This window comes from Pseudomonas sp. ASL8 (genome assembly GCF_056680355.1).
On the sequence record NZ_CM155278.1, the window covers coordinates 4,860,318 to 4,878,610 of the forward strand.

Annotated in this window: 14 protein-coding genes and 2 pseudogenes; 2 read left to right on the top strand and 14 right to left on the bottom strand. The window is 57.8% G+C overall.

Annotation, left to right across the window (positions count from 1 at the left end; translation table 11 throughout):
• Positions 1-19: 19 nt before the first annotated feature.
• From AC1MEA_RS22415 to AC1MEA_RS22445, 7 genes are all read right to left on the bottom strand, one after another.
• Complete coding sequence (locus AC1MEA_RS22415) at positions 20-1,114, bottom strand: WD40/YVTN/BNR-like repeat-containing protein (protein ID WP_480417456.1); 1,095 nt, start codon at positions 1,112-1,114, stop codon at positions 20-22.
• Between the two features lie 80 nt (positions 1,115-1,194).
• Positions 1,195-2,568 (bottom strand): DUF1329 domain-containing protein, encoded by a 1,374-nt coding sequence (locus AC1MEA_RS22420; RefSeq protein ID WP_219061901.1) that lies wholly within the window; start codon positions 2,566-2,568, stop codon positions 1,195-1,197.
• A 10-nt stretch (positions 2,569-2,578) separates the two neighbouring features.
• The gene (locus AC1MEA_RS22425) at positions 2,579-4,249 is read right to left on the bottom strand and encodes a DUF1302 domain-containing protein (RefSeq protein WP_480417457.1); all 1,671 of its coding nucleotides are present in this window, start codon (positions 4,247-4,249) and stop codon (positions 2,579-2,581) included.
• Positions 4,250-4,369: 120 nt separating this feature from the next.
• Positions 4,370-5,578: an acyl-CoA dehydrogenase family protein gene (locus AC1MEA_RS22430; RefSeq protein WP_219061903.1), complete on the bottom strand. Its 1,209-nt coding sequence runs from the start codon at positions 5,576-5,578 to the stop codon at positions 4,370-4,372.
• Positions 5,579-5,615: 37 nt separating this feature from the next.
• The gene (locus AC1MEA_RS22435) at positions 5,616-6,152 is read right to left on the bottom strand and encodes a flavin reductase family protein (RefSeq protein WP_219061904.1); all 537 of its coding nucleotides are present in this window, start codon (positions 6,150-6,152) and stop codon (positions 5,616-5,618) included.
• The gene (locus tag AC1MEA_RS22440) at positions 6,149-7,036 is read right to left on the bottom strand and encodes an alpha/beta fold hydrolase (protein WP_219061905.1); all 888 of its coding nucleotides are present in this window, start codon (positions 7,034-7,036) and stop codon (positions 6,149-6,151) included. Before AC1MEA_RS22440 ends, AC1MEA_RS22435 begins: the two co-directional genes overlap by 4 nt.
• A 25-nt stretch (positions 7,037-7,061) precedes the next feature.
• Positions 7,062-7,952 (bottom strand): VOC family protein, encoded by an 891-nt coding sequence (locus tag AC1MEA_RS22445; RefSeq protein ID WP_480417458.1) that lies wholly within the window; start codon positions 7,950-7,952, stop codon positions 7,062-7,064.
• A 494-nt stretch (positions 7,953-8,446) separates the two neighbouring features.
• Here AC1MEA_RS22445 and AC1MEA_RS22450 point away from each other — a divergent pair, with 494 nt between their 5' ends.
• Entirely contained in the window at positions 8,447-10,288 is a 1,842-nt protein-coding gene (locus AC1MEA_RS22450; protein ID WP_480417459.1) for a sigma 54-interacting transcriptional regulator, read from the top strand.
• A gap of 35 nt (positions 10,289-10,323) precedes the next feature.
• Here the strand turns inward: AC1MEA_RS22450 and AC1MEA_RS22455 are convergent.
• From AC1MEA_RS22455 to AC1MEA_RS22475, 5 genes and pseudogenes are all read right to left on the bottom strand, one after another.
• Positions 10,324-10,842, bottom strand: a pseudogene (locus tag AC1MEA_RS22455) (methyl-accepting chemotaxis protein); the annotation flags it as partial.
• 387 nt (positions 10,843-11,229) lie between these two features.
• Positions 11,230-12,336, bottom strand: a pseudogene (locus tag AC1MEA_RS22460) (methyl-accepting chemotaxis protein); the annotation flags it as partial.
• 302 nt (positions 12,337-12,638) lie between these two features.
• Positions 12,639-13,232, bottom strand: coding sequence for a cysteine hydrolase family protein (locus AC1MEA_RS22465; RefSeq protein WP_480417460.1), 594 nt, complete (start codon positions 13,230-13,232; stop codon positions 12,639-12,641).
• 22 nt (positions 13,233-13,254) lie between these two features.
• Complete coding sequence (locus tag AC1MEA_RS22470) at positions 13,255-13,986, bottom strand: SDR family NAD(P)-dependent oxidoreductase (RefSeq protein ID WP_219061910.1); 732 nt, start codon at positions 13,984-13,986, stop codon at positions 13,255-13,257.
• 18 nt (positions 13,987-14,004) lie between these two features.
• Complete coding sequence (locus tag AC1MEA_RS22475; RefSeq protein ID WP_480417461.1) at positions 14,005-15,450, bottom strand: FAD-dependent oxidoreductase; 1,446 nt, start codon at positions 15,448-15,450, stop codon at positions 14,005-14,007.
• Positions 15,451-15,550: 100 nt separating this feature from the next.
• On the opposite strand from AC1MEA_RS22475, the gene AC1MEA_RS22480 reads away from it, so the two are divergent.
• Positions 15,551-16,501 (top strand): LysR family transcriptional regulator, encoded by a 951-nt coding sequence (locus AC1MEA_RS22480; protein ID WP_480417462.1) that lies wholly within the window; start codon positions 15,551-15,553, stop codon positions 16,499-16,501.
• A 1-nt stretch (position 16,502) separates the two neighbouring features.
• Here AC1MEA_RS22480 and AC1MEA_RS22485 read toward each other — a convergent pair whose 3' ends face one another.
• Positions 16,503-17,504: an electron transfer flavoprotein subunit alpha/FixB family protein gene (locus AC1MEA_RS22485; protein WP_480417463.1), complete on the bottom strand. Its 1,002-nt coding sequence runs from the start codon at positions 17,502-17,504 to the stop codon at positions 16,503-16,505.
• A complete protein-coding gene (locus AC1MEA_RS22490) occupies positions 17,501-18,286 on the bottom strand; it encodes an electron transfer flavoprotein subunit beta/FixA family protein (protein ID WP_480417464.1) in 786 nt (261 codons plus the stop codon). The genes AC1MEA_RS22485 and AC1MEA_RS22490 overlap by 4 nt, the downstream gene beginning before the upstream one ends.
• Between the last annotated feature and the right edge of the window lie 7 nt (positions 18,287-18,293).

Genomic DNA, 18,293 nt, shown 5'->3' on the forward strand with positions numbered 1-18,293 from the left:
TTATTAACCCCTTACAGGTTTACCGACTCAAGGAAAGAGTGTCTGGCGTGAAGAAAGAAATCCCGTTCATACCCACTGCGACGGCCCCACCCTGAGCCGATGCCTGGAGCGCGAGAAACGGAAACTGCTGGGTCGGCAGCACACGGCCGAAGCTTCGGCCATCATCACGGCTGAGCCAGCCCACTCCAGACTCGTCCACCAGCAGGATCGAGCCATCGACTAACGCAGTCCCCGCTGTCAGGCTCTGGCGGGTGTCCACACGCACTCGCGTCCAGGTCCCGCCGGCATCGGTCGAACGGAACAGGTGGCCGCGCAAGCCGAATGCCAAAAGGCTGTTTTGGGGGCTGACCACCAAGCCGAAGAAGCTCCCCACATAGGGTTCACCCAGCGACTTGAAATCACGCGCATCTTTGCTCATGCGGTACAAACCACCTTGTTCGCCGGCCAGATAGACCTTGTCACCCAAGGTGCGCGCAACATTGATATGGCGCTGAGCGGAGCCATCGAGGAGCGCCAGGGAGGGCGACCAACTGCGGCCACCGTCTGCGGTGGAGAAACCAAGACCGTAAGCACCTACGACGAGTGCGTGATCCTTGTCGAAACACTGGATATCGAGGAAGGGTTTATCCGCGCCATCTGTCACCAGATTTCGCGCGTTCTGCAGACTTGCTGCATTTTTTTCATCACTGGCCTCAAGGATCGCTTGTGCGGCTTTGATGCCATCCAGTTGCGCGGCCCAGCTCTTGCCAGCGTCGTCACTTTTGAGGATCACGCCTCGATGGCCAACTGCCCAGCCTGTGTTGCGGTCGGCGAAGCACACCCCGGTGAGCGTCACACTGACCGGAACATGAGCCTGCTGCCAGCTCTGCCCCTGGTCATCCGAATAAAGGATATGCCCACGCACGCCGACTGCTATCAAGCGGTCGCCGGCCTGAGTGATGGCACTGAGCATGGAGCGCTGCGCAAGCGCTGAAACCGGCGAACGTTGTTGGAGCGTATCCTGCACATTTTTGAGCACTGGGGCGCTGGCTGCCAGCTCATCAGCACACGCCAGACCGCCCCCACCCAGCAGGCACATCAAGAACAACCAACGGGTAAACCTTATTATTTTCACGGTGCAACCTCCGTTCCCACAAACAACCCGACACTCTGCCTGCCCTGACAGTAAGGGCAGGCAGCAACCGCCATCAGCGCTTAACGAGCACTTTGGTTGGTCAGTGATTCCGGCGAGAAGAAGCTTTCACGACGACGCTCGGCAGTGCTGTATTGATCATTGCCAGCATCACCCAAGGCGCAGTTGTAAACCCAAGCCTTAGTCCGGTGGTCATGGAAAAAACTGGTGCAGTAGTTGACGGTGGCCGGGATGTCCGGTGCAGCAAACGGGGTGGTCATCGAGGTACGCCACAGCGTGCCTTCGGCGTCCCAGCCATCCATAATCGCCGAGCCCCAGTTATCTTCGTCGTAGTAATAGACACGCTTGGGTACGGCGTGACGCTTGCCCGGCTTGAGCGTCGATTCAACCACCCAGACACGGTGCAACTCCCAGCGCATCATGTCCGGTTTGGCGTGCCGTGGCCCCATCACGTCCTGATCGCTGTGGGCCAGCAACTTGTTGTCGTTGTAGGGAATGTACATTTCTTTCTTGCCCAGCAACTTCCAGTCATAACGCTCGGGAGAGCCCACGCCACCGAAGTTCTCATCGATGAAATTCACCCCCGAGGCAACAACGTTAGGCGTATCGAAGTTGATGCTTGGCGCGCGTCGAACACGACGTTGGCCAGCCAGGTATTGCCAGAGTGTGCGGCCTTTGACGTAGTCAAAACCGCTGTGCAGCATCAGTGCCTCACCGGCGCGAAAGGCAGGGGCGTTGGTCACCTGAATGGCCAGCATGTATTCAGGATCGGGCACGGTCGCTGCCGAGCCTTCTTTGTAGTAATAGGGGTACTGCGCCTCATCGACTGCCGAGGTGGCCAGCACTTGCTTACCATCGGCAGTGGTGGTCCATACCTTGTATTTGCTGTGAGTCGACTCCCCGCGCCACAGTGACAGATGGTTCCAATGCACCTCTAGTCCCGACTGCGGGACCGGGAACGGCACGCCGCCATAAGCGCCCTTGACGATCAAACCGTCGCCCTCAAGCTTGGCCTCGGTCGCGTTTTTAAAGGTGTTGTCATAGATCCATTGCGGCGCGGCCGCAGTACGGCGGGTCGGATAGACATCGATACGGAACGTCTGCGGATTGTCCTTGAACAGTTGCTTGACGCCGTCGGCCAACTTATCGGCGTACTGCGGCATGTTGCTCGCAGTAATACTGAACAACGGTTTGTCGGCCGCAAACGGATCGACATTGCGATGCCCGTTCTGAAACCCTGCCGGGATTTGAGTAAAACCACCGGTCCAGGCCGGAATGCTGCCGTCGGCATTGGCTGCACGCTCGGCGCCCATGGGCGTGAGTTTGCCTTTCAGCGCATCAGCCTCCTGCGGGCTGACTGCGGCGTGGGCCACATCGAGGCACAGAGCCAAAAGCGAGAAGCAGGCCAGCCGATTTATTGTTTTATTCGTGTACATGTTCAACCCCTTAAAAGGTTTGCGATACGCTGAATGCAACGAAGTCGCGGTCGGCATTGGTCTGCTTATAGGTTTTGATACCGTTGATATTTATCGGCGCCGAAGAACCGTAGAAACCGTTGTAGGTGAGCGAAACCGTCAGCGACTTCAAATACTCGGCAGAGAGACCAATGTTGTAATCGCCACCCTTGGCCTGGCTGAAACCACCTACGGCAGAAGAACGTCCATCGATGCCATAGCTGAAGCCCATGGGCACGGACAAGTCGGTGCCATCGAACACCTGGAAGTAGGTCGGCGTGAACGCCCAGCGCATCGCCAAGGCATCACGGGTACTGTTCGGGTCGAGAGCATCAGGATTGCTTGTAATGCTCAGGGTCCGGTTCCAGGCCAGCTCGCCAAGCAAGGTCGCGGTATCCCAGAACGTATCGGTGGGCAGGACATTGATCACGTTGATCTGCGCATGAGCGGTATTACCCACCGCATACAGCCGGTTGTGATCGTTATCGCCATTGCCCGTCAGGTCGACCAGGGTCAGGCTGACCAAAGGTGCATTGCGGCGAATGGACGCTTCGAAGCCAAAGTTGGCGTTGCCGATACCACGGTTGGCGCTGAAGCCGTAAGCCTTGATGTCCTCCGGGTAAACCAGCATGTATTCGCCAATTTTGTCTGCGGGCTCGCCTGCTCCGACACCGACGCCAGGACGAACCTGAACCTGAAAGTTCTTGTCGTGATAGCGAATCGCATAGAAGCCAAAATCGGTGTCCAGCTCCTCGGAGCGGTAACGCAGTTGCAGGCCACCTTGGCCGGAATCACGCGCTTTGACATCCCGGCCCCTGTAGAAGGAAGCCACGGGGCCTAGGCCCGGCTGGGTCGCCACAACAATCCGCTCGCCGCCTTCATCCAACAGATCAGCCGGGCTGAAGTAACTGCCAGCGGCTGGAATACGGTTGGCCTCCCATCGAAACTGGTAATAACCGCCCACGGAGACAGTGGGTGTCAGTTGCAATTGGGTGGAGAATTGCTGAACCGGCCGACCGAGTTCCTTGAACTGGGTGTTCGGCACCGAAAGCGCCTTCACTGCATCAATCGGTTGCTGTCCGACAGCAATACCGTTGTTGCCAAAAAACAGGCTTTCGCCATACACCAACGCGTGCTTACCAAGTCGGGCAACCCCCCACATCTCGTCGCCCATGGTGAAGTCGCTGTAGACAAAGGCATCAAGCAGCTCAGCCTTGCGTCCATGCAAGTCACGGGTATCGTGCGTGAAGTGGTTGTGATCAACGCTGACCGAGTTCGCGGTATCCGGAGAGTTATTATCGTTTTGCTTGTTATAAACGTCGTCATACCAAGCCGCGCCGCTTAAACGAACACCCGCACCATTACGCGAGATATCCAGCTCCGAAAGCCAGTCCACCCGATCAGAGATCAGGCCCTTATCGAAATTTCGGTCGCCATCATCAAGAGTAGGGTCGGCGGTCAACTTGTCCGATTGCCCCTTAACCCGCCAGGCATTGCTGTACTTGAGGGTGTTGTCCCAGCGGACCTGCACATCGCTTCCGGTATCCAGCTGGAATGCTGATGCTGAAAGTGATGCACACGTGGCTATCGCGGTGGATATCGCAGAAAGAGCAAAGCGGTGACGAGATAAAAAGGGTAGGCGCGTTTGGAGAGCTGCATTCATATGCATAACCACTGCCTCTTTGTGACGGACTGGCCGTCGCTTTCTTATTGTTTTTAATTGCACTGCGCCAGGCGTCTACCCAGCGACAGTGCTGACTGTTGTAGGCACTACATGTATCGGTCAGACGGCATCTCTTTCGAAAACCATCGGGGGTAGTTTCTGCCCCAGGAGATAACCGCCCAGCAGCCCGGCGGTGTCATCGGCGTTCTGTGTGATGTGATTGGCCGCCGCGATGATGTCGCGCAGAATCCGCTGCAAGGCGTTGTCCAGGTAGATGCCGCGAGCCGAAGTCGCCTTGAACAGCAACATCACCGCCTCTTCGCAATCGCGACCGACGCGCGCGATATCCAGCATGTGATGCACACGATCATGGGTCGGTACCAACTGCCGTTGCTCCACTTGTTCGGTGGTCTCGGTCATCATCTGCAACAAGCGGGCACGCGCCGACCGAACACGAACCACGGCATTGCCCAATCGATCCTTGACGTAAGGGCTCATGGCCGCAGGTATACCGCCAGTGGTGTCGGTGCGTACTTTCATTTGCTCGATATATTCGTCAATGCCGCCTTGAGCGATCCCCACCAACACCGCAGAAACAGCGCCAAAAAACACCTGATTGAACGGGTACAGGTAATGCGCAGGCCGATCAGACATTTGATAGTCGATCAAGCTGTGTGCACGGTGAGCCGGGACGAATGCATCCTTGATCACTAGACTTTTACTGCCGGTCCCCGCCAGACCGAAGACATGCCAGTCATCGACAATTTCATACTCCGAACGAGGTACCAACATCGCCATGCGATCAGTCATGCGGCCCTCAGCGTCCTTGCGCATGGCACCGATAAACGCCCAGTGGGAATGATCGCAGCCGCTAGAAGTCTTCCAGGTACCGCTGAGTCGATAGCCCCCATCGACCTCCACGAGCTTACCGAACGGAGGGTAGGACGAGGCGACGATCAGACCATCGTCTTCGCCCCAGACGTCCTGTCCGGCACGCGGGTCCATGCTGCCAAATTCCCATTGATGGATACCCAGGATCATCATGTTCCAGCCGCTGCTACCACAGCCGCGTCCCAGCTCCATGAGTACTTTGTAAAACACCGCAGGGTTCATTTCCCAGCCGCCATGGCGTGCCGGTTGTAGAATTTTGAAGAAGCCAGCCGCCTTGAAGGTCGCGATAGTTTCTGCCGAAACCATGCGATTGCGCTCCACCGAGGCCGCTTTCTCACGCAGCATCGGAATCATGTCGCGCGCACGCTGCACCAGCTCTGCTTGTGTGGGAATCGCCTGGCCAAATACCGGCGTGGCCTGTTTGAGTAATCCGTTCATCGTCTTTCCTCGTCTTATTGTTATCGGCGCAGGCGGCTTAGCGCAGCGCAGTGAAGCGGCTGTTGAAATACAGCAGCGGGTCGACATCCTCACCACAACCACCAACGCTGATCACTTCACAAAGGAACATGTCGTGGGTGCTGGCGGGCAATGTCTCGACGACCCGGCATTCAAAACTGGCGAGGGCATCGTCCAGAATGGGGACGCCGCCTTTTCCGTAAACCCAATGGCCTTCATCGAAACGCGCCTCAGCCACCACGCCCTCAACCATGCCGGCAAAACGCCGGGCGATGGATTCCTGATCGCGATTCAATACGTTGATGCTCAGCGCCTGGTGCGCCTGGATCACCGCATGTGCACGCACGTTCCGATTGACGCAAACCAACAGACGCGGCGGGTTGGCGGTCACCGAGCACACCGCCGTTGCGGTCAACCCGGCACGCTCATGCTTGTCACCGCTGGCAATGACCACACAACTGGCGGCCAGATAACGCATGCCCTTACAAAAGTCAGCCACTTCCACCGGCGGTGGTGCGGGCCTCTGCGAAGGGGTGTTCAGCGCGGCGCTCATCATGCGGGTACCCTCCCGGTCGAGAGGAACTCGACCATGACGTGGTTGAATTCTTTGGCGTCTTCGTATTGGGGCCAGTGACCCGCGTCGGTGTGCATGACATAGAGCTGACCTTTGGGCAGCCGGGGCAATGCCGATTCGGCGGCAGCTACGTCATGAATCGGGTTGTGGCGTGTCCACAACAGCAAGGTTTCGCACTCGACTTTTTCCAACTCGATCATGTCTGGCTGTGCTTCACCCGAGGTCACTTTGCGCAGCCGTGTATAAATCAGCGGCGCCACTTTCTGAAAACCTTCAGAGGCATAAATCGCCAGACGAGCGCCAATCAGCTCGGCGCTGAGCAGATGCCAGTTGCCCTCATACATCAGCCACTGCATGCGGGCTCTAACGCTCTCGAACGTCGGAACTTGCCCAATACTGCGAGCGGACAGCGCAGCCAGATTCGCCAAGTCTTGACGGCCCTTTTCAGTGACGACAGGAATACCGCCAGTGGTGTTCAGGACGGCACGCAAGACTCGTTTCGGATAGCGTACGGCGAACGTTCCGGCCACCACGCCACCTAGCGACTCGCCGGAAAGGTGCGCCCTGTCGATGTCCAGTGCGTCCATCAATTCACGCAACTGCTCAACATAGTCGGCAATGGAGTAGTCAATATCGGTCTTCTTCTCGGATAGACCATGACCAACGAAGTCAAACGCAATAACGTGAAAGTACTCCGCCAGTGCCACGACATTCTTGGCATAAGCTTCGAGGTGTCCGCCGATGCCGTGCATCAACAGCAGCGCCTGCGGCTTGCCACGGCCTGCCTCGGCAATGCGGGTTACACCATAGGTAGGCAGATCGATATAGCGGATCTGCGCGCCCATAAAATCCAGCCAGATACTCATGATGCCTCTCCCGTTAGCCGCCCGTTCATACGACCGGATTACGCTTGTGTCCCCAGTCGCTCAACTGGCTATAACTGCGAACTTCCCAATGTGCATCGTCGATCACCACCCCGCCCCAACCGAACTCGAAGTTGAAACCCGAGGGTGTCTGCGCATAGAAGGAAAAGGTCCGGTCGTTCGGGTGATGCCCCAATTCCAGAACGATCGGTACACCGGCCGCGATACAACGGTCGTAGGCCTGGCCTACGTCATCGATGTCCTCAGACTGCACCATGAAATGGTTGAGGATTTTTGGAGCTGGCGCCTGAGCGGTAGCAATGGAGTGATGGCGCCCGGTTTTGGTATGGAAGAAGGTCGCGTCGACCGTCACCCCCGGCATGATTTCTTCGCGGATGTAATCACTGACCTTGAGTTTCAGGACATCACGATAGAAGCGGACGGTCTCCGGGCCATTCTTGGCAAAGGGCAGCAGGTGGCCGATGCCCAATTCACCCGTGACGAAACGCCCCTTAAGCACCGTCGAGCGAAACGGATCCTGCAACAGCGCAATGCTGTGACCAAAAAAGAACTCATGATTGAAACCGTTCGGATCGGAACAGCTGTAAGCTTTTTCAACCATCCGCCGCTTCAGCGTTTCGGCAGGCAGCAGCGACACTTCGACGCCCTTTTCGCGCAGCTCAGCGACGAACTCCTCAAGCTCATCCTCGCAGTCCAACTGCCAACCTGCGACCAGCAAATCGTCGCAACTATTTTCTTCAAGGAAGAAACGTTGCTTATATTCATCCATGCGCAAGCTCAAGCCACCGGCATCACGCTGGCTCACCTGCATGCCTAATATGTCTGTCGCAAACCATTGCCATTTATCGAGATCGCTAACACCAAATCCCGCATAGGCCAGACTGGTAATTTCAGCCACTTGAGAAGCTCCTCTGTCATTGTTGTTATTTTCAGGGAGGGGCATTTTCAATCCCCCTTCCCCGCCGTGCGAAGGCAATCACGGGGCGTTGACAGAGCAATTGCAACGGCTATGCCATAACCGAATGGGGTGCTTAAAAACGTGACAAGAAATATATTTTTCTCTTATATTTCATAAAGATAGAAAATATAGCGATGCGCATTCGTCACCCATTTCGATGTCTAAAATGGGCCAGGCAAACGCGAGGTCCTTTCACCTTTTTATGAATCTTCATCAAATTCATAACGAATTATGTGAGATCCACTTACGCGCCCGGAGACTCACACCCGCCGATAAACAGCCCGGTTAAAAAACAAATGCTCAAGGGCCATCCAAAAGGCTGAAAATATGGTTTGATAACCCGCGACTGTTGGCTGAGTGAATGGACTTCAAAGACAAGAAACGTTGTCACCGCGATCTTGCAATCAGCCCAATAATAAAAAAGGTAGGGGTTTATGAGTTCGTCGAAAAGCCGAGATTCCATTTCCAAAAAAACGGCGCGTCCAAACCCACGCAATGTGATTACAGACTTACGCTTTCCTGATATGCGCGACTTGGCCGAGCATCTTTATTTCAATGCTCAAGAGGGCATTATCTGGCTGGGCGATCAGCGAATGATGTTGATGCAGGCACAAGCGTTCGGTGCCTTGCGTCAAGAGCTGGTGGAGAGCATGGGTATTGAGTACACCCGTGGGGTTTTTACCCGCCTTGGTTATCTGAGCGGGACCCGCAGTGCTGATTTGGCGATCCGTACTCGCACCAATGGCACACAACTGGACATCCTCGCAGCCGGAGCCCAGTTGCGCTCGTTGACCGGCATGATCGAGGTGACTCCGGTCTGCATTGAAGTCGACCAGGCAAAGGGCTACCTGTATGGCGAGTTTCTATGGAAGCACTCCATCGAAAGTGACATGCACATCATGACCGAAGGTGTCAGTTCCGACCCTATTTGCTGGATGGAGGTTGGCTACAGCTCAGGCTTTCTGACTCGGCTGATGGGCAAGCGGGTGCTGGTCAGGGAAACCGAATGCAGCGCCATGGGTGACGATGTCTGCCGCGCCATCGCCAAGCCTGTAGAGGAATGGGAGGACCCTGAAGAGGATCTCAAGTATTTTCAACCTCGCGCCGCCGATCACCGACGCTCACCGCCCCCCAGCAAAGTGGCGCAGGCAGCCACTCTGTCGCCCTCGCCTTTCGGCCTCGGCGAGAGCAAGATCAGCGCCCTAGTGCTTGACCGCCCGGTGGGCAACTCGGCGTCCTATCACGCTGTGCTGCACAAAATCCTGAGGGTTGCGGGAACCAACGCTACCGTACTGATGCTTGGCGAAAGCGGGGTCGGCAAGACCATGTTCGCTCATGAGTTGCACGCCAATAGCCAGCGGGCGGATTGCCCCTTCATTGAGATCAACTGCGCCGCCATCCCGGAACAATTGATCGAGTCCGAGCTGTTCGGGGTCCAGCGCGGTGCCTATTCAGGCGCGACCGAAGCCCGCCCGGGGCGCTTTGAAATCGCCGACGGGGGGACCATCTTCCTGGATGAGATCGGCACCCTCAGCATGACCGCACAAAGCAAGCTGTTGCGGGTGCTGCAAAGCGGTGAGTTCGAGCGGCTGGGGAGCAACAAAACGGTCAAGGTCAACGTACGGGTGATTGCCGCGACCAACGAACAGTTGGTCGATGCCGTGAAGGAAGGCCGCTTTCGCAGCGACCTGTTCTATCGGCTTAACGTTTTCCCGATCACCATTGATCCTTTGCGCAAGCGCAAGGATGACCTCCCCGTGCTGCTCGAAGCCTGCCTGGGCAAATTGACAAAATTGCATGGCCGCCACCTCACGGGCATTACCCCGAGGGCGTTGCAGGTGCTGCTTGACCACCAGTGGCCAGGCAACATTCGCGAGTTCGAGAACGTCATCGAGCGCGCAGTGATCCTCGCCGACGACGGAGAGGCCCTGGACCTGCGACACCTGGCAGGCATCGAACAGCAGCAAAAACACGAACGGGTCGGTACAGTCGGATGGGAAGATGGGTGCTTTATCGGTATCCGCCTGCCCGAAGAGTCGGTGGCTTCGGTTGGCCTCGGTCAACAGGAAAAGGTCAGTCACGATCAATTGCTCGCGGTGGCCCGACAAGCCTTGCAGCGTGGCCCGATCGATCTTGGCCAGATTGAGGATGTGTATATCGAGGTTGCCATGGAGCTGGCTGCTAATAATATTTCCCGAGCGGCAGTCATGCTGGGGCTGACCCGCGCTCAGCTCGACTACCGCCTGAAGAAGATGCAACTGCCTCAACTGTCCTGACCAACACGGAGGGTTGTGTCGTCCTTCGCTTCGATTTAGATGCGAAATGCACCAATCACTTTTTGCAGAGTACTGACCAGTCCGCGCAGATCGCGGCTGGCCTGTTCTGATCTGATCGCGCCGCTGGCGGTTCGCTCCCCCACTCGACTGATGTCGACCAGACTTCTGTCGATGTCCAGTGAGACTTGCGTCTGTTGTTCAGCGGCTACCGCGATCTGCTGACTCTGTTCGACGATCAGGCCGATGGCCACGACAATATTCTCTAATGTCCGCTCCACCTCATCCGCCTGACTTACCGTCACGTTCGCAGTCTGATGGCTATTGCTCATGGCCTTGACAGTGGCCGCCACCCGGCTATGCAAGCCGCCAATCATCTGCTCGATTTCATGGGTCGATTGCTGCGTCCGGCGCGCCAGCGTACGAACCTCATCGGCGACCACGGCGAACCCCCTACCCTGTTCACCCGCACGCGCCGCTTCTATGGCCGCATTGAGCGCCAGCAAATTGGTTTGCTCGGCGATACTTCTGATCACTTCGAGCACCTGACCGATGGACTGGCTATCGGTTGCCAATTGATGGATCAACTGCATGGAGTCGTCGATTTCACCGGCCAATCGCTGAATGGCTTCAACTTGCTCGCGCACCCTGAATCGACCCCGCTCGGTTTCCCTGTTCACATCCTGAGCGCTGCTGACGGCGGTTGAAGCGTTACGAGCCACCTGCTGAGCAGTGGCCGAGAGCTGGTTCATGGCCGAGGCAACACGTTCCAGTTGCTCACGCTGGTCGGTGACTTCCCTGGAGCTGGTGGTGGCGACCGACTGCACCAGATCGGTCTGCTGCCCTACCTGCACCACCACGCCGTCGACCTGACGGATCAAGTCCTGGATCTGTCCGACCGTGCCATTGAAAACCTGTCCGAGGGCTGCCAGTTCATCCTGCCCGACAACCTCGAAATTCGCCGTCATGTCCCCCCTCGCCACTTTGCCCATCACTCGACTCAGATCTTCGATGACACCGCGAGTGGCAAGATAGAACGCGCCATACAGATAGGTGATCAACAACAGGATTAACAGAGATGCAGCAGACAGCAGGATCATCTGCCCGCGCGCTTCATCCAGACGTTGGTGCAACGCCTGGGAAAGCAGTACCAGTGCGGCGTCGTTCAAGGCGTAGACATTGTTGCTCAAGACGGTCATCTGATCGAAATAAAAGGGCCATGGTTGACCCAAATCCGTAGCGTTGAGTATTTGCTTGTCGAGAGCGCGCCTGCCGGTTTCAAAACTCTGCAAGCTGGCCTGCAGCGCCGGCGTCAACGACGTTGCTTCTTGTGCATTGAACACCTCGAATTTCTGCGCACTCTCGACGCTCGCATGCTCCATGCCGACCACGACTTGCTCCAGGGAAACAGTGTCACTGGAACTCAAATAGCCCTGCCCCAGCGTGATCGACCCCAAGGCTCTGGCGCTGTTCAGAAGAGCCGTCAGACGAGGGGTTTGAACACTGACCAACGTGCTCAGTTGACGCACCAGTTGCTCGTTGTCCTGGCTTAATCCCTGCTGTTCGATGACAGCGTCAAGGAACAGCGCACAATGGGTCGCCAATTGGCTGGCCAGCTCCATCTTGGGTGCAGCACCGTCTGTGTTGCGCAACGTTTTCAGGTCCTGGGCCAGCGCATCGAGCTTGGGCTCAATGACGGCAGTCTTCATGTCTGTCTGGTCAAGTTCAGTGATCAACGTTGCGGCGCTTTCTTCCGCCAACAGGATCCGCTGGCGAATATCACTCGTCTGCTCGACCTGACCAACTCGCTGCCGAACCAATGTCAGGTCCTTGAGCAGATCAAGCTGCTGCTGCAATTGCAGGGTTCGTTGCACAGCGCTCAGACTGCCCAACAAGGTGTCGCTGACGCGCCATTCATGGTAAGCATCGCGTACCAGATAGAGGTTGGCAGACAATAATGGAACGAAGAACAAGACGCTGATCAGGCTGAACTTCATGGCGAACCCCAGACGGTTCATCAGCCAGATACCCGGGTGAAACAAAGCCTTCATGACGCACTCCTGTGTTTATTATTGTTATGGGCAAAACATCGCAAGATGCGCCTGTCACCGAACCAGGCTGTCACCGATGAAATGTGAAACCTCGGGTGGGCCGTCTCCGCAATGCAACGCCCTGACGCGCTCCAGGTAGCAATCGGGGTGGTTCAGCTCACGGTAGATACGCCAGAAGAAGGCGCGTGTGGGTCGATCCGGTAGGCGATTTGCACGGCCACCGACCCAGGCTCATCCCGCAGGTTGAGCCCAGGAAAACTGGAAGCAGGCACGTCACGATGCTCCAGTCGATGCCGACTAATCTATTGCGCGGCCTGGTTGATCCCGAACGCCGTGGCGCTATCCATCACGCGACAGAAACGACCAATGCTCGCGACAGAGTTGGCATGTTCTTCTGCAGAGTGCGCAGCGCAGCAATCTTCCAGCAGCACCACATCGAAATCGCGGTCATGAGCCTCGCGCACGGTCGCCTGGACCACGGCCTGCGTGCTCACCCCACTGCAATAGATACGCTCGATACCTTCACGGCGAAGCAGCAGTTCCAGGCGCGTGGCGTAGAACGGCGAAACCCGATGCTTGATAATTTCCCAATCCTGCACGTGCGGTGCCAGTGCCTCATGCACCGCACCGCCCCACTGCGACAGCTTGAGGATGCCGTTTTTCGCGATAGGCCCAAACACCTGTGAGGCCGGATTGGCTTCACGATGGTCATCAGAGAACGCAACCCGAACGAACGCCACCGGAATCCCGTTAGCCCGTGCCGTAGCAATAGCTGCGGCAGTGCGAGCGATGATTTCACGCGATTGCACCTGCTCGGCCATGGGCGATTTGCCGCTCGCGCCTTCTGGGTGAATCAGATCGTTTTGCATATCCAATACCAGATAAATACTTTTCATAGTGCTCTCTCCCGGGGTTGATTCAGTCGCACCACAGTGCGCCGTTGACATCTATAATTTCACCGCAAATAAAACTCGCCTGCTCGCTGAGGAGAAAGGCCACCACGCTCGCCACTTCTTCCGGTCTTCCCATGCGACCTTGAGGGATCAGTGCTCGCAAGTTCTCCGGGAATGCATCGGTCATTGCCGTTCCGATAGGCCCAGGCGCTACGCCATTGACCCGCACGCCAAAACTCGCCAGCTCTTTGGCCAGGAAAAAAGTCAGCGTATGCACCGCAGACTTGGACATGCCATAGGCCACCCCACCGGCGACTTCAATTTCGCTGCGATCAAGCCATGCGCGAGCATTGCCACCGTTTTTCCCGACAACCGAACCAATATTGACGATGGCGCCACGCCCTTGATCAGCCATTATTTGCCCCACCACTTGGCAGGGAATCAGCGTGCCCAGCACGTTGATGCGCATGACTCGATCGAACTCCATATTGCTCAGGCTCAGCACACTTCCTTTTGAAACCACTCCAGCGACATTAACCAGTGATGTCACTGCTCCGAAGCGATCCTGTGCCTCCTCCACTGCCCTTCGGACCTCGCTGCGCGAGGTGACGTCGCAAGACAGCATCAGGCCCTCTACACCCTTGAGTTGCGGCGCCATGACATCTAGCGCCACCACCCGCTCGCCCTTTGCGCTGAGCAGGCGACACACCGCTGAACCGATAGCGCCATTGGCGCCTGTAACAATTGCTACACCCATCTCGATGTCTCCGATCAGTTAGACGGCGCCAGCCGCGTGATAGCCGGCAAGACGCCCGAACACCAACCCCTTGAGTACCGATGTGCCTCCCGCGTAGTTGCCAAAATAAAGGCCCACGGTTTCGCCGGCGGCGTAAAGATTGTCGATAGGCTGGCCATCGCCGTTGACCACCCGGGCCTGCTCGTCGACTTTCAGCCCGCCGAAGGTAAATACATTGGCAGAGATGATCGGATAGGCCAGGTAGGGGCCTTGATCGACAGGCAGCGCCCAGTTGCTTTTAGGGGGTTGCAGGCCTTCGGTGGACAGGCCATCGACTTTCAACGGGTGATATCCACCTTCGCGACACGCCCCGTTGTATCCAGCCAGCGTGGCCTCCAGGGTTGCAGCAGGAACGCCGATTTTCTGCGCCAGTTCGGCTAGATTCGGCGCTTCAATGGCCGGTTGATCGGTGCGAATGCCGAGCCGATAGTTAGGAATGTTCTTGACACGCTGATCCAGAATCACCCATGCGATGCCCTCGGGCTGGGCATAAATCTGCCGCGTCACCCGCTCATACCAGGCGTCCACAGTGCCGGGCGCCTCATCGGTAAAGCGTTCACCAAGGCGGTTGACCAACACGCCATAGGGAAAGATGAAGATCGAGGGCTCGGAGACGCCCGAGCGTGGGTCCACCGGCTCGGCGTGATAGCTGCCAAACTCGCCAGCCGGAGCGGCACCAATGTTCAGCGCCATCTCGATACCTTCGCCACGGTTGTAATAGCCGCCCTTGCACACTGGACGAAGAAATACCGAGCGCGGCCCCAGGTAGCGAGCAAGCATTTCGGCATTGCCCTCGAACCCGCCGCACGCCAGTACTACGGCGCCCAGAAAAGAGTGCTCACCGTGTTCACGCGACCAGGCCCGCAACCCGGTCACCGTGTTGCATCCCGCAGTAATCAGGCTACGCCCGGTGGTTTCGTAGAAAAATTCGGCGCCCAGTTTTTCAGCCCGGGTTGCCAACGCTTCGACGATCGCCTCACCGCCACCGACCGGCAAAAGCCGAGGTTGAGTGCTGGTCAGAAACTGGGTTGGCAGAAAGTCGAACTTCACACCATTGCCTTTGAGCCAACTGATGGTGTCTTGTACCTGCCCGGAGAAAGCACTGATTACCCCGGCATCGATCGACGCCAGAGCCCGGGTCTGAGCCGAAAAACACTCACGTTCGCGCAGTCCCTCGGCGACGAAATCCGGGTCCTGGTAATACCCTGAGTGTTCGGCGAGAAACGAGTCAAAGTCGTCGGTCACTTCATCGTGATTTTTCATCCGCAGATAGGCTTCGGTAAACCGGCTCTGCCCACCTCGCTCCTCGCGGGTAGCGCGCTCCAACACTGCAACTCGCAGGCCACGCTCGGCCCCTGCTACTGCCGCAGAAAGTCCCGCGACGCCACAACCCACTACCACAAGATCGAACTTAAATTCAGCCATGTCAGTGCCTCCCTTTAATTGACTGGTACTATAAGAACCGCTTCGAAGGGGTACGAGTGGGCGTCGGCTAATGGGCTTTTAGGAAAAGATGAAGAACTGAATGGACAGACTTTGGGCCATGCAAGTGTTCGTACGCGTCGTCGAGTGCGACAGCTTCAGCCGTGCGGCGGAGTCTCTGGATATTGCCAATGCGACCGTTACCGCAAGCGTGCGTAATCTGGAGAACTATCTAGGGGTTACGCTGCTGTCACGCAACACTCGTTCGTTGCGTCTGACCGATGAAGGCAAAGACTATTTCGAGAGTTGCATTGCCCTGCTGCGTCAGGTGGACGAGGCCGAGTCCATCGTGCGACGAAAGAAAGGAGAGGTTGATGGGCAGTTGTGCATCGCGTCACCCGCTGCATTTGCCAGAACGCTGATCTGTCCGGTGTTGCCGAGTTTTACCGCGCAGTACCCCGAGTTGTCGGTGGCATTGCGCCTGACCGATCATCCCGAGGACCCGATTGCCAGCGGCACCGATGTCGCCATCCGCATAGACTCGGTGAACGACGCCGACCTTGTGGCCCGCCCGCTCTATCAGGCGCACTACGTCGCGTGTATGTCTCCCACCCTGCTGGCGCAGCTCGGCACTGCGCAAAGCCCTCGTGAGCTTCCTCCACAATGGTGCCTGGGTCTATTCGGCCAAGGGCGTTATACCTCTGCCAACTGGTATTTTGGCCGAGACGAAGAGACCGTCGAACTGGTGCCTCAGGGCAAGTTGCGCTTCAACAGCACTGATGCGCTGATCCAGGCAGCGCTGGCCGATCAAGGCGCTATCTATGTACTGGATGTTTTCGTCAATACGCTGATTTCGACCGGCCAGTTGGTCGAACTGTTCCCCGATTGGACTACCAGCGGGAGGACGTTCTACACCGTCACCCCCAAGGCGCGCTTTATCGCCCCACGCACCCGCGCGTTCATCGACTTCATGCTCGCCACCCTGGATGCACAACGGCGCCCGCCTCCCAGCAACAGTGTTTCGCTGCACCCGGGACGGCGCGGGCGCAACTGAGTCAGACCCGCGCCTGCGCCTCGACCCTACGCAGCAGTTCGGGTAGCAGGTGCTGCCAGTCCGCAACCACGCCAACATTGGCGACCTTGAAGATGTCCGCCTTGGCATCCGTGTTGATCGCCACGATCCGCGTTTGCGGGCTGATACCGGCCAAGTGCTGCGGGGTGCCTGAGATCCCCACAGCCAGATAGATTGACGGACTGACGAATTTCCCCGAGACGCCGACCTGACGCATCACAGGGACCATCCCCGCGTCCACCGCAGGCAAGCTGCCCCCGACGGTGCCCCCCAACGCCACAGCCAGTGCTTCGAGCAGCTCAAACCCTCGCTCGTTGACTCCGCGACCACCTGACACCACCAGCTTTGCGCCTTCCAGCGCCGGAAGACGCTGCCCAGTCGGACGCCTCTCCAACCCGATAGGGACTGGCAACGCTCCTTCCAACACCGTATGCGTCACCCTGGCGGGCTCGGTACTGGCGAAATTCGCCCGGCCACTGCGCAGACAGGCAAAGCTCAGACCGGACTCGACTCGCTGGCTCAAGCGTATGCGTCCCCCCCAAGTAACGCGTTCAGCCAGCAAGGCATTGCCCTCCCAACGCAACCCCGCGCAGCGGCCGAGGGCGTGCCCGTCTAACTGATGGGCCAGGCGTGCGGCGAGTTCCTCTCCCCCGGCACCCGGCGGCAACAACACCAATGTTCGTTGCCCTGCCTCGGCCAGTGGCCGGAGCAATGCCTCGCTTGCCGCTGTGGCGAGAACGGCCATATCGTCATTGCCCGCCAGACCCTCGTGGATGACCTGCCATACCCGGACTGCCCCGGCCTGCGCTGCCCGCTCGCAAGCTGCCGCCTGCTCCTCTGCACCTAGCAGTACCACTTCGAAGTCGCCACCATGGGTCGCGGCCATGCTTTGCTGTGCTGCCAGCGCAGCCTCCAGCGCTTCTTCCCCCCACGCCAACGGGATCAGCGCCAAGGTTGTCCAGGCCGCCGATTCGCGCGTACTCATGCTTGCGTCCTCTGATCTTTGAGATAGGCCGCCAGTGCCTCGGCCTGCAGGGCTATGCCGCCTTCGAGCAACTGGCACGTGCCACCGCGCTCGACCACTCGTTCCGCCTCCAGGCTGATCAGGGGCAGCCCTGTGCCCCCGTCTGTGCCAGCGGTAACAGCAGCAAAGGTCATGCGCTTGGCCTCGAAAACGTTCTTCATCAACGGATGACGCAATTTATTGCGTCGGTCATTGGTCACGCTTGCCAACAACGGCCCGCTCACGCGTAGCGATTCTTCGCTCGTACCGCGCTCACGCAACAAGCACAACGTATCGCCCTGCCATACGGCATGCTGGGTCAGGGCGAACAGTGAATAGCCGAGGCGTTGCGCCAACATCACGGCAATGCTGCCTTCGTCGAGGTCGCCGAACTCACGGCCGATCAACAGTAAATCAGGCGTCGCTTCAGCGGCCAGCAGGTCAGCGATCTGTCTGGCGGTGAATTGTGCATCCCATAAACACGCCGGCTGCAGATCAAGACGCCGCACCGAGTCAGGCCGCAATGCCGCCACCGTACGCAGTAGCGCCTCATTGTTGGTGCCGCCAAGCAACAGCACATCGACCTGAACATTGTCCCGGGTATCACGCAATTTCAGCGCTATCTCCAACGCCGCCTCGTCGAACGGACTGAGGATGCGCCTGGCATTGTCGCCCTCCTCAATCAGACCTTGTTCATTGATCGCCAACGCGTGGAGCGGAAAGCGGATATCCGTCACACCCGCCAGTAACAGCAAAATTCTCATATTCAAC

Bases quoted from the DNA above. Each gene is read 5' to 3' on its own strand.
- AC1MEA_RS22480 (WP_480417462.1), top strand. From the start codon at position 15,551: ATGGACAGACTTTGGGCCATGCAAGTGTTCGTACGCGTCGTCGAGTGC.
- AC1MEA_RS22440 (WP_219061905.1), bottom strand. From the start codon at position 7,036: ATGAGTATCTGGCTGGATTTTATGGGCGCGCAGATCCGCTATATCGAT.
- AC1MEA_RS22465 (WP_480417460.1), bottom strand. From the start codon at position 13,232: ATGAAAAGTATTTATCTGGTATTGGATATGCAAAACGATCTGATTCAC.
- AC1MEA_RS22490 (WP_480417464.1), bottom strand. From the start codon at position 18,286: ATGAGAATTTTGCTGTTACTGGCGGGTGTGACGGATATCCGCTTTCCG.
- AC1MEA_RS22485 (WP_480417463.1), bottom strand. From the start codon at position 17,504: ATGAGTACGCGCGAATCGGCGGCCTGGACAACCTTGGCGCTGATCCCG.
- AC1MEA_RS22425 (WP_480417457.1), bottom strand. From the start codon at position 4,249: ATGAATGCAGCTCTCCAAACGCGCCTACCCTTTTTATCTCGTCACCGC.
- AC1MEA_RS22420 (WP_219061901.1), bottom strand. From the start codon at position 2,568: ATGTACACGAATAAAACAATAAATCGGCTGGCCTGCTTCTCGCTTTTG.
- AC1MEA_RS22470 (WP_219061910.1), bottom strand. From the start codon at position 13,986: ATGGGTGTAGCAATTGTTACAGGCGCCAATGGCGCTATCGGTTCAGCG.
- AC1MEA_RS22435 (WP_219061904.1), bottom strand. From the start codon at position 6,152: ATGATGAGCGCCGCGCTGAACACCCCTTCGCAGAGGCCCGCACCACCG.
- AC1MEA_RS22475 (WP_480417461.1), bottom strand. From the start codon at position 15,450: ATGGCTGAATTTAAGTTCGATCTTGTGGTAGTGGGTTGTGGCGTCGCG.
- AC1MEA_RS22450 (WP_480417459.1), top strand. From the start codon at position 8,447: ATGAGTTCGTCGAAAAGCCGAGATTCCATTTCCAAAAAAACGGCGCGT.
- AC1MEA_RS22430 (WP_219061903.1), bottom strand. From the start codon at position 5,578: ATGAACGGATTACTCAAACAGGCCACGCCGGTATTTGGCCAGGCGATT.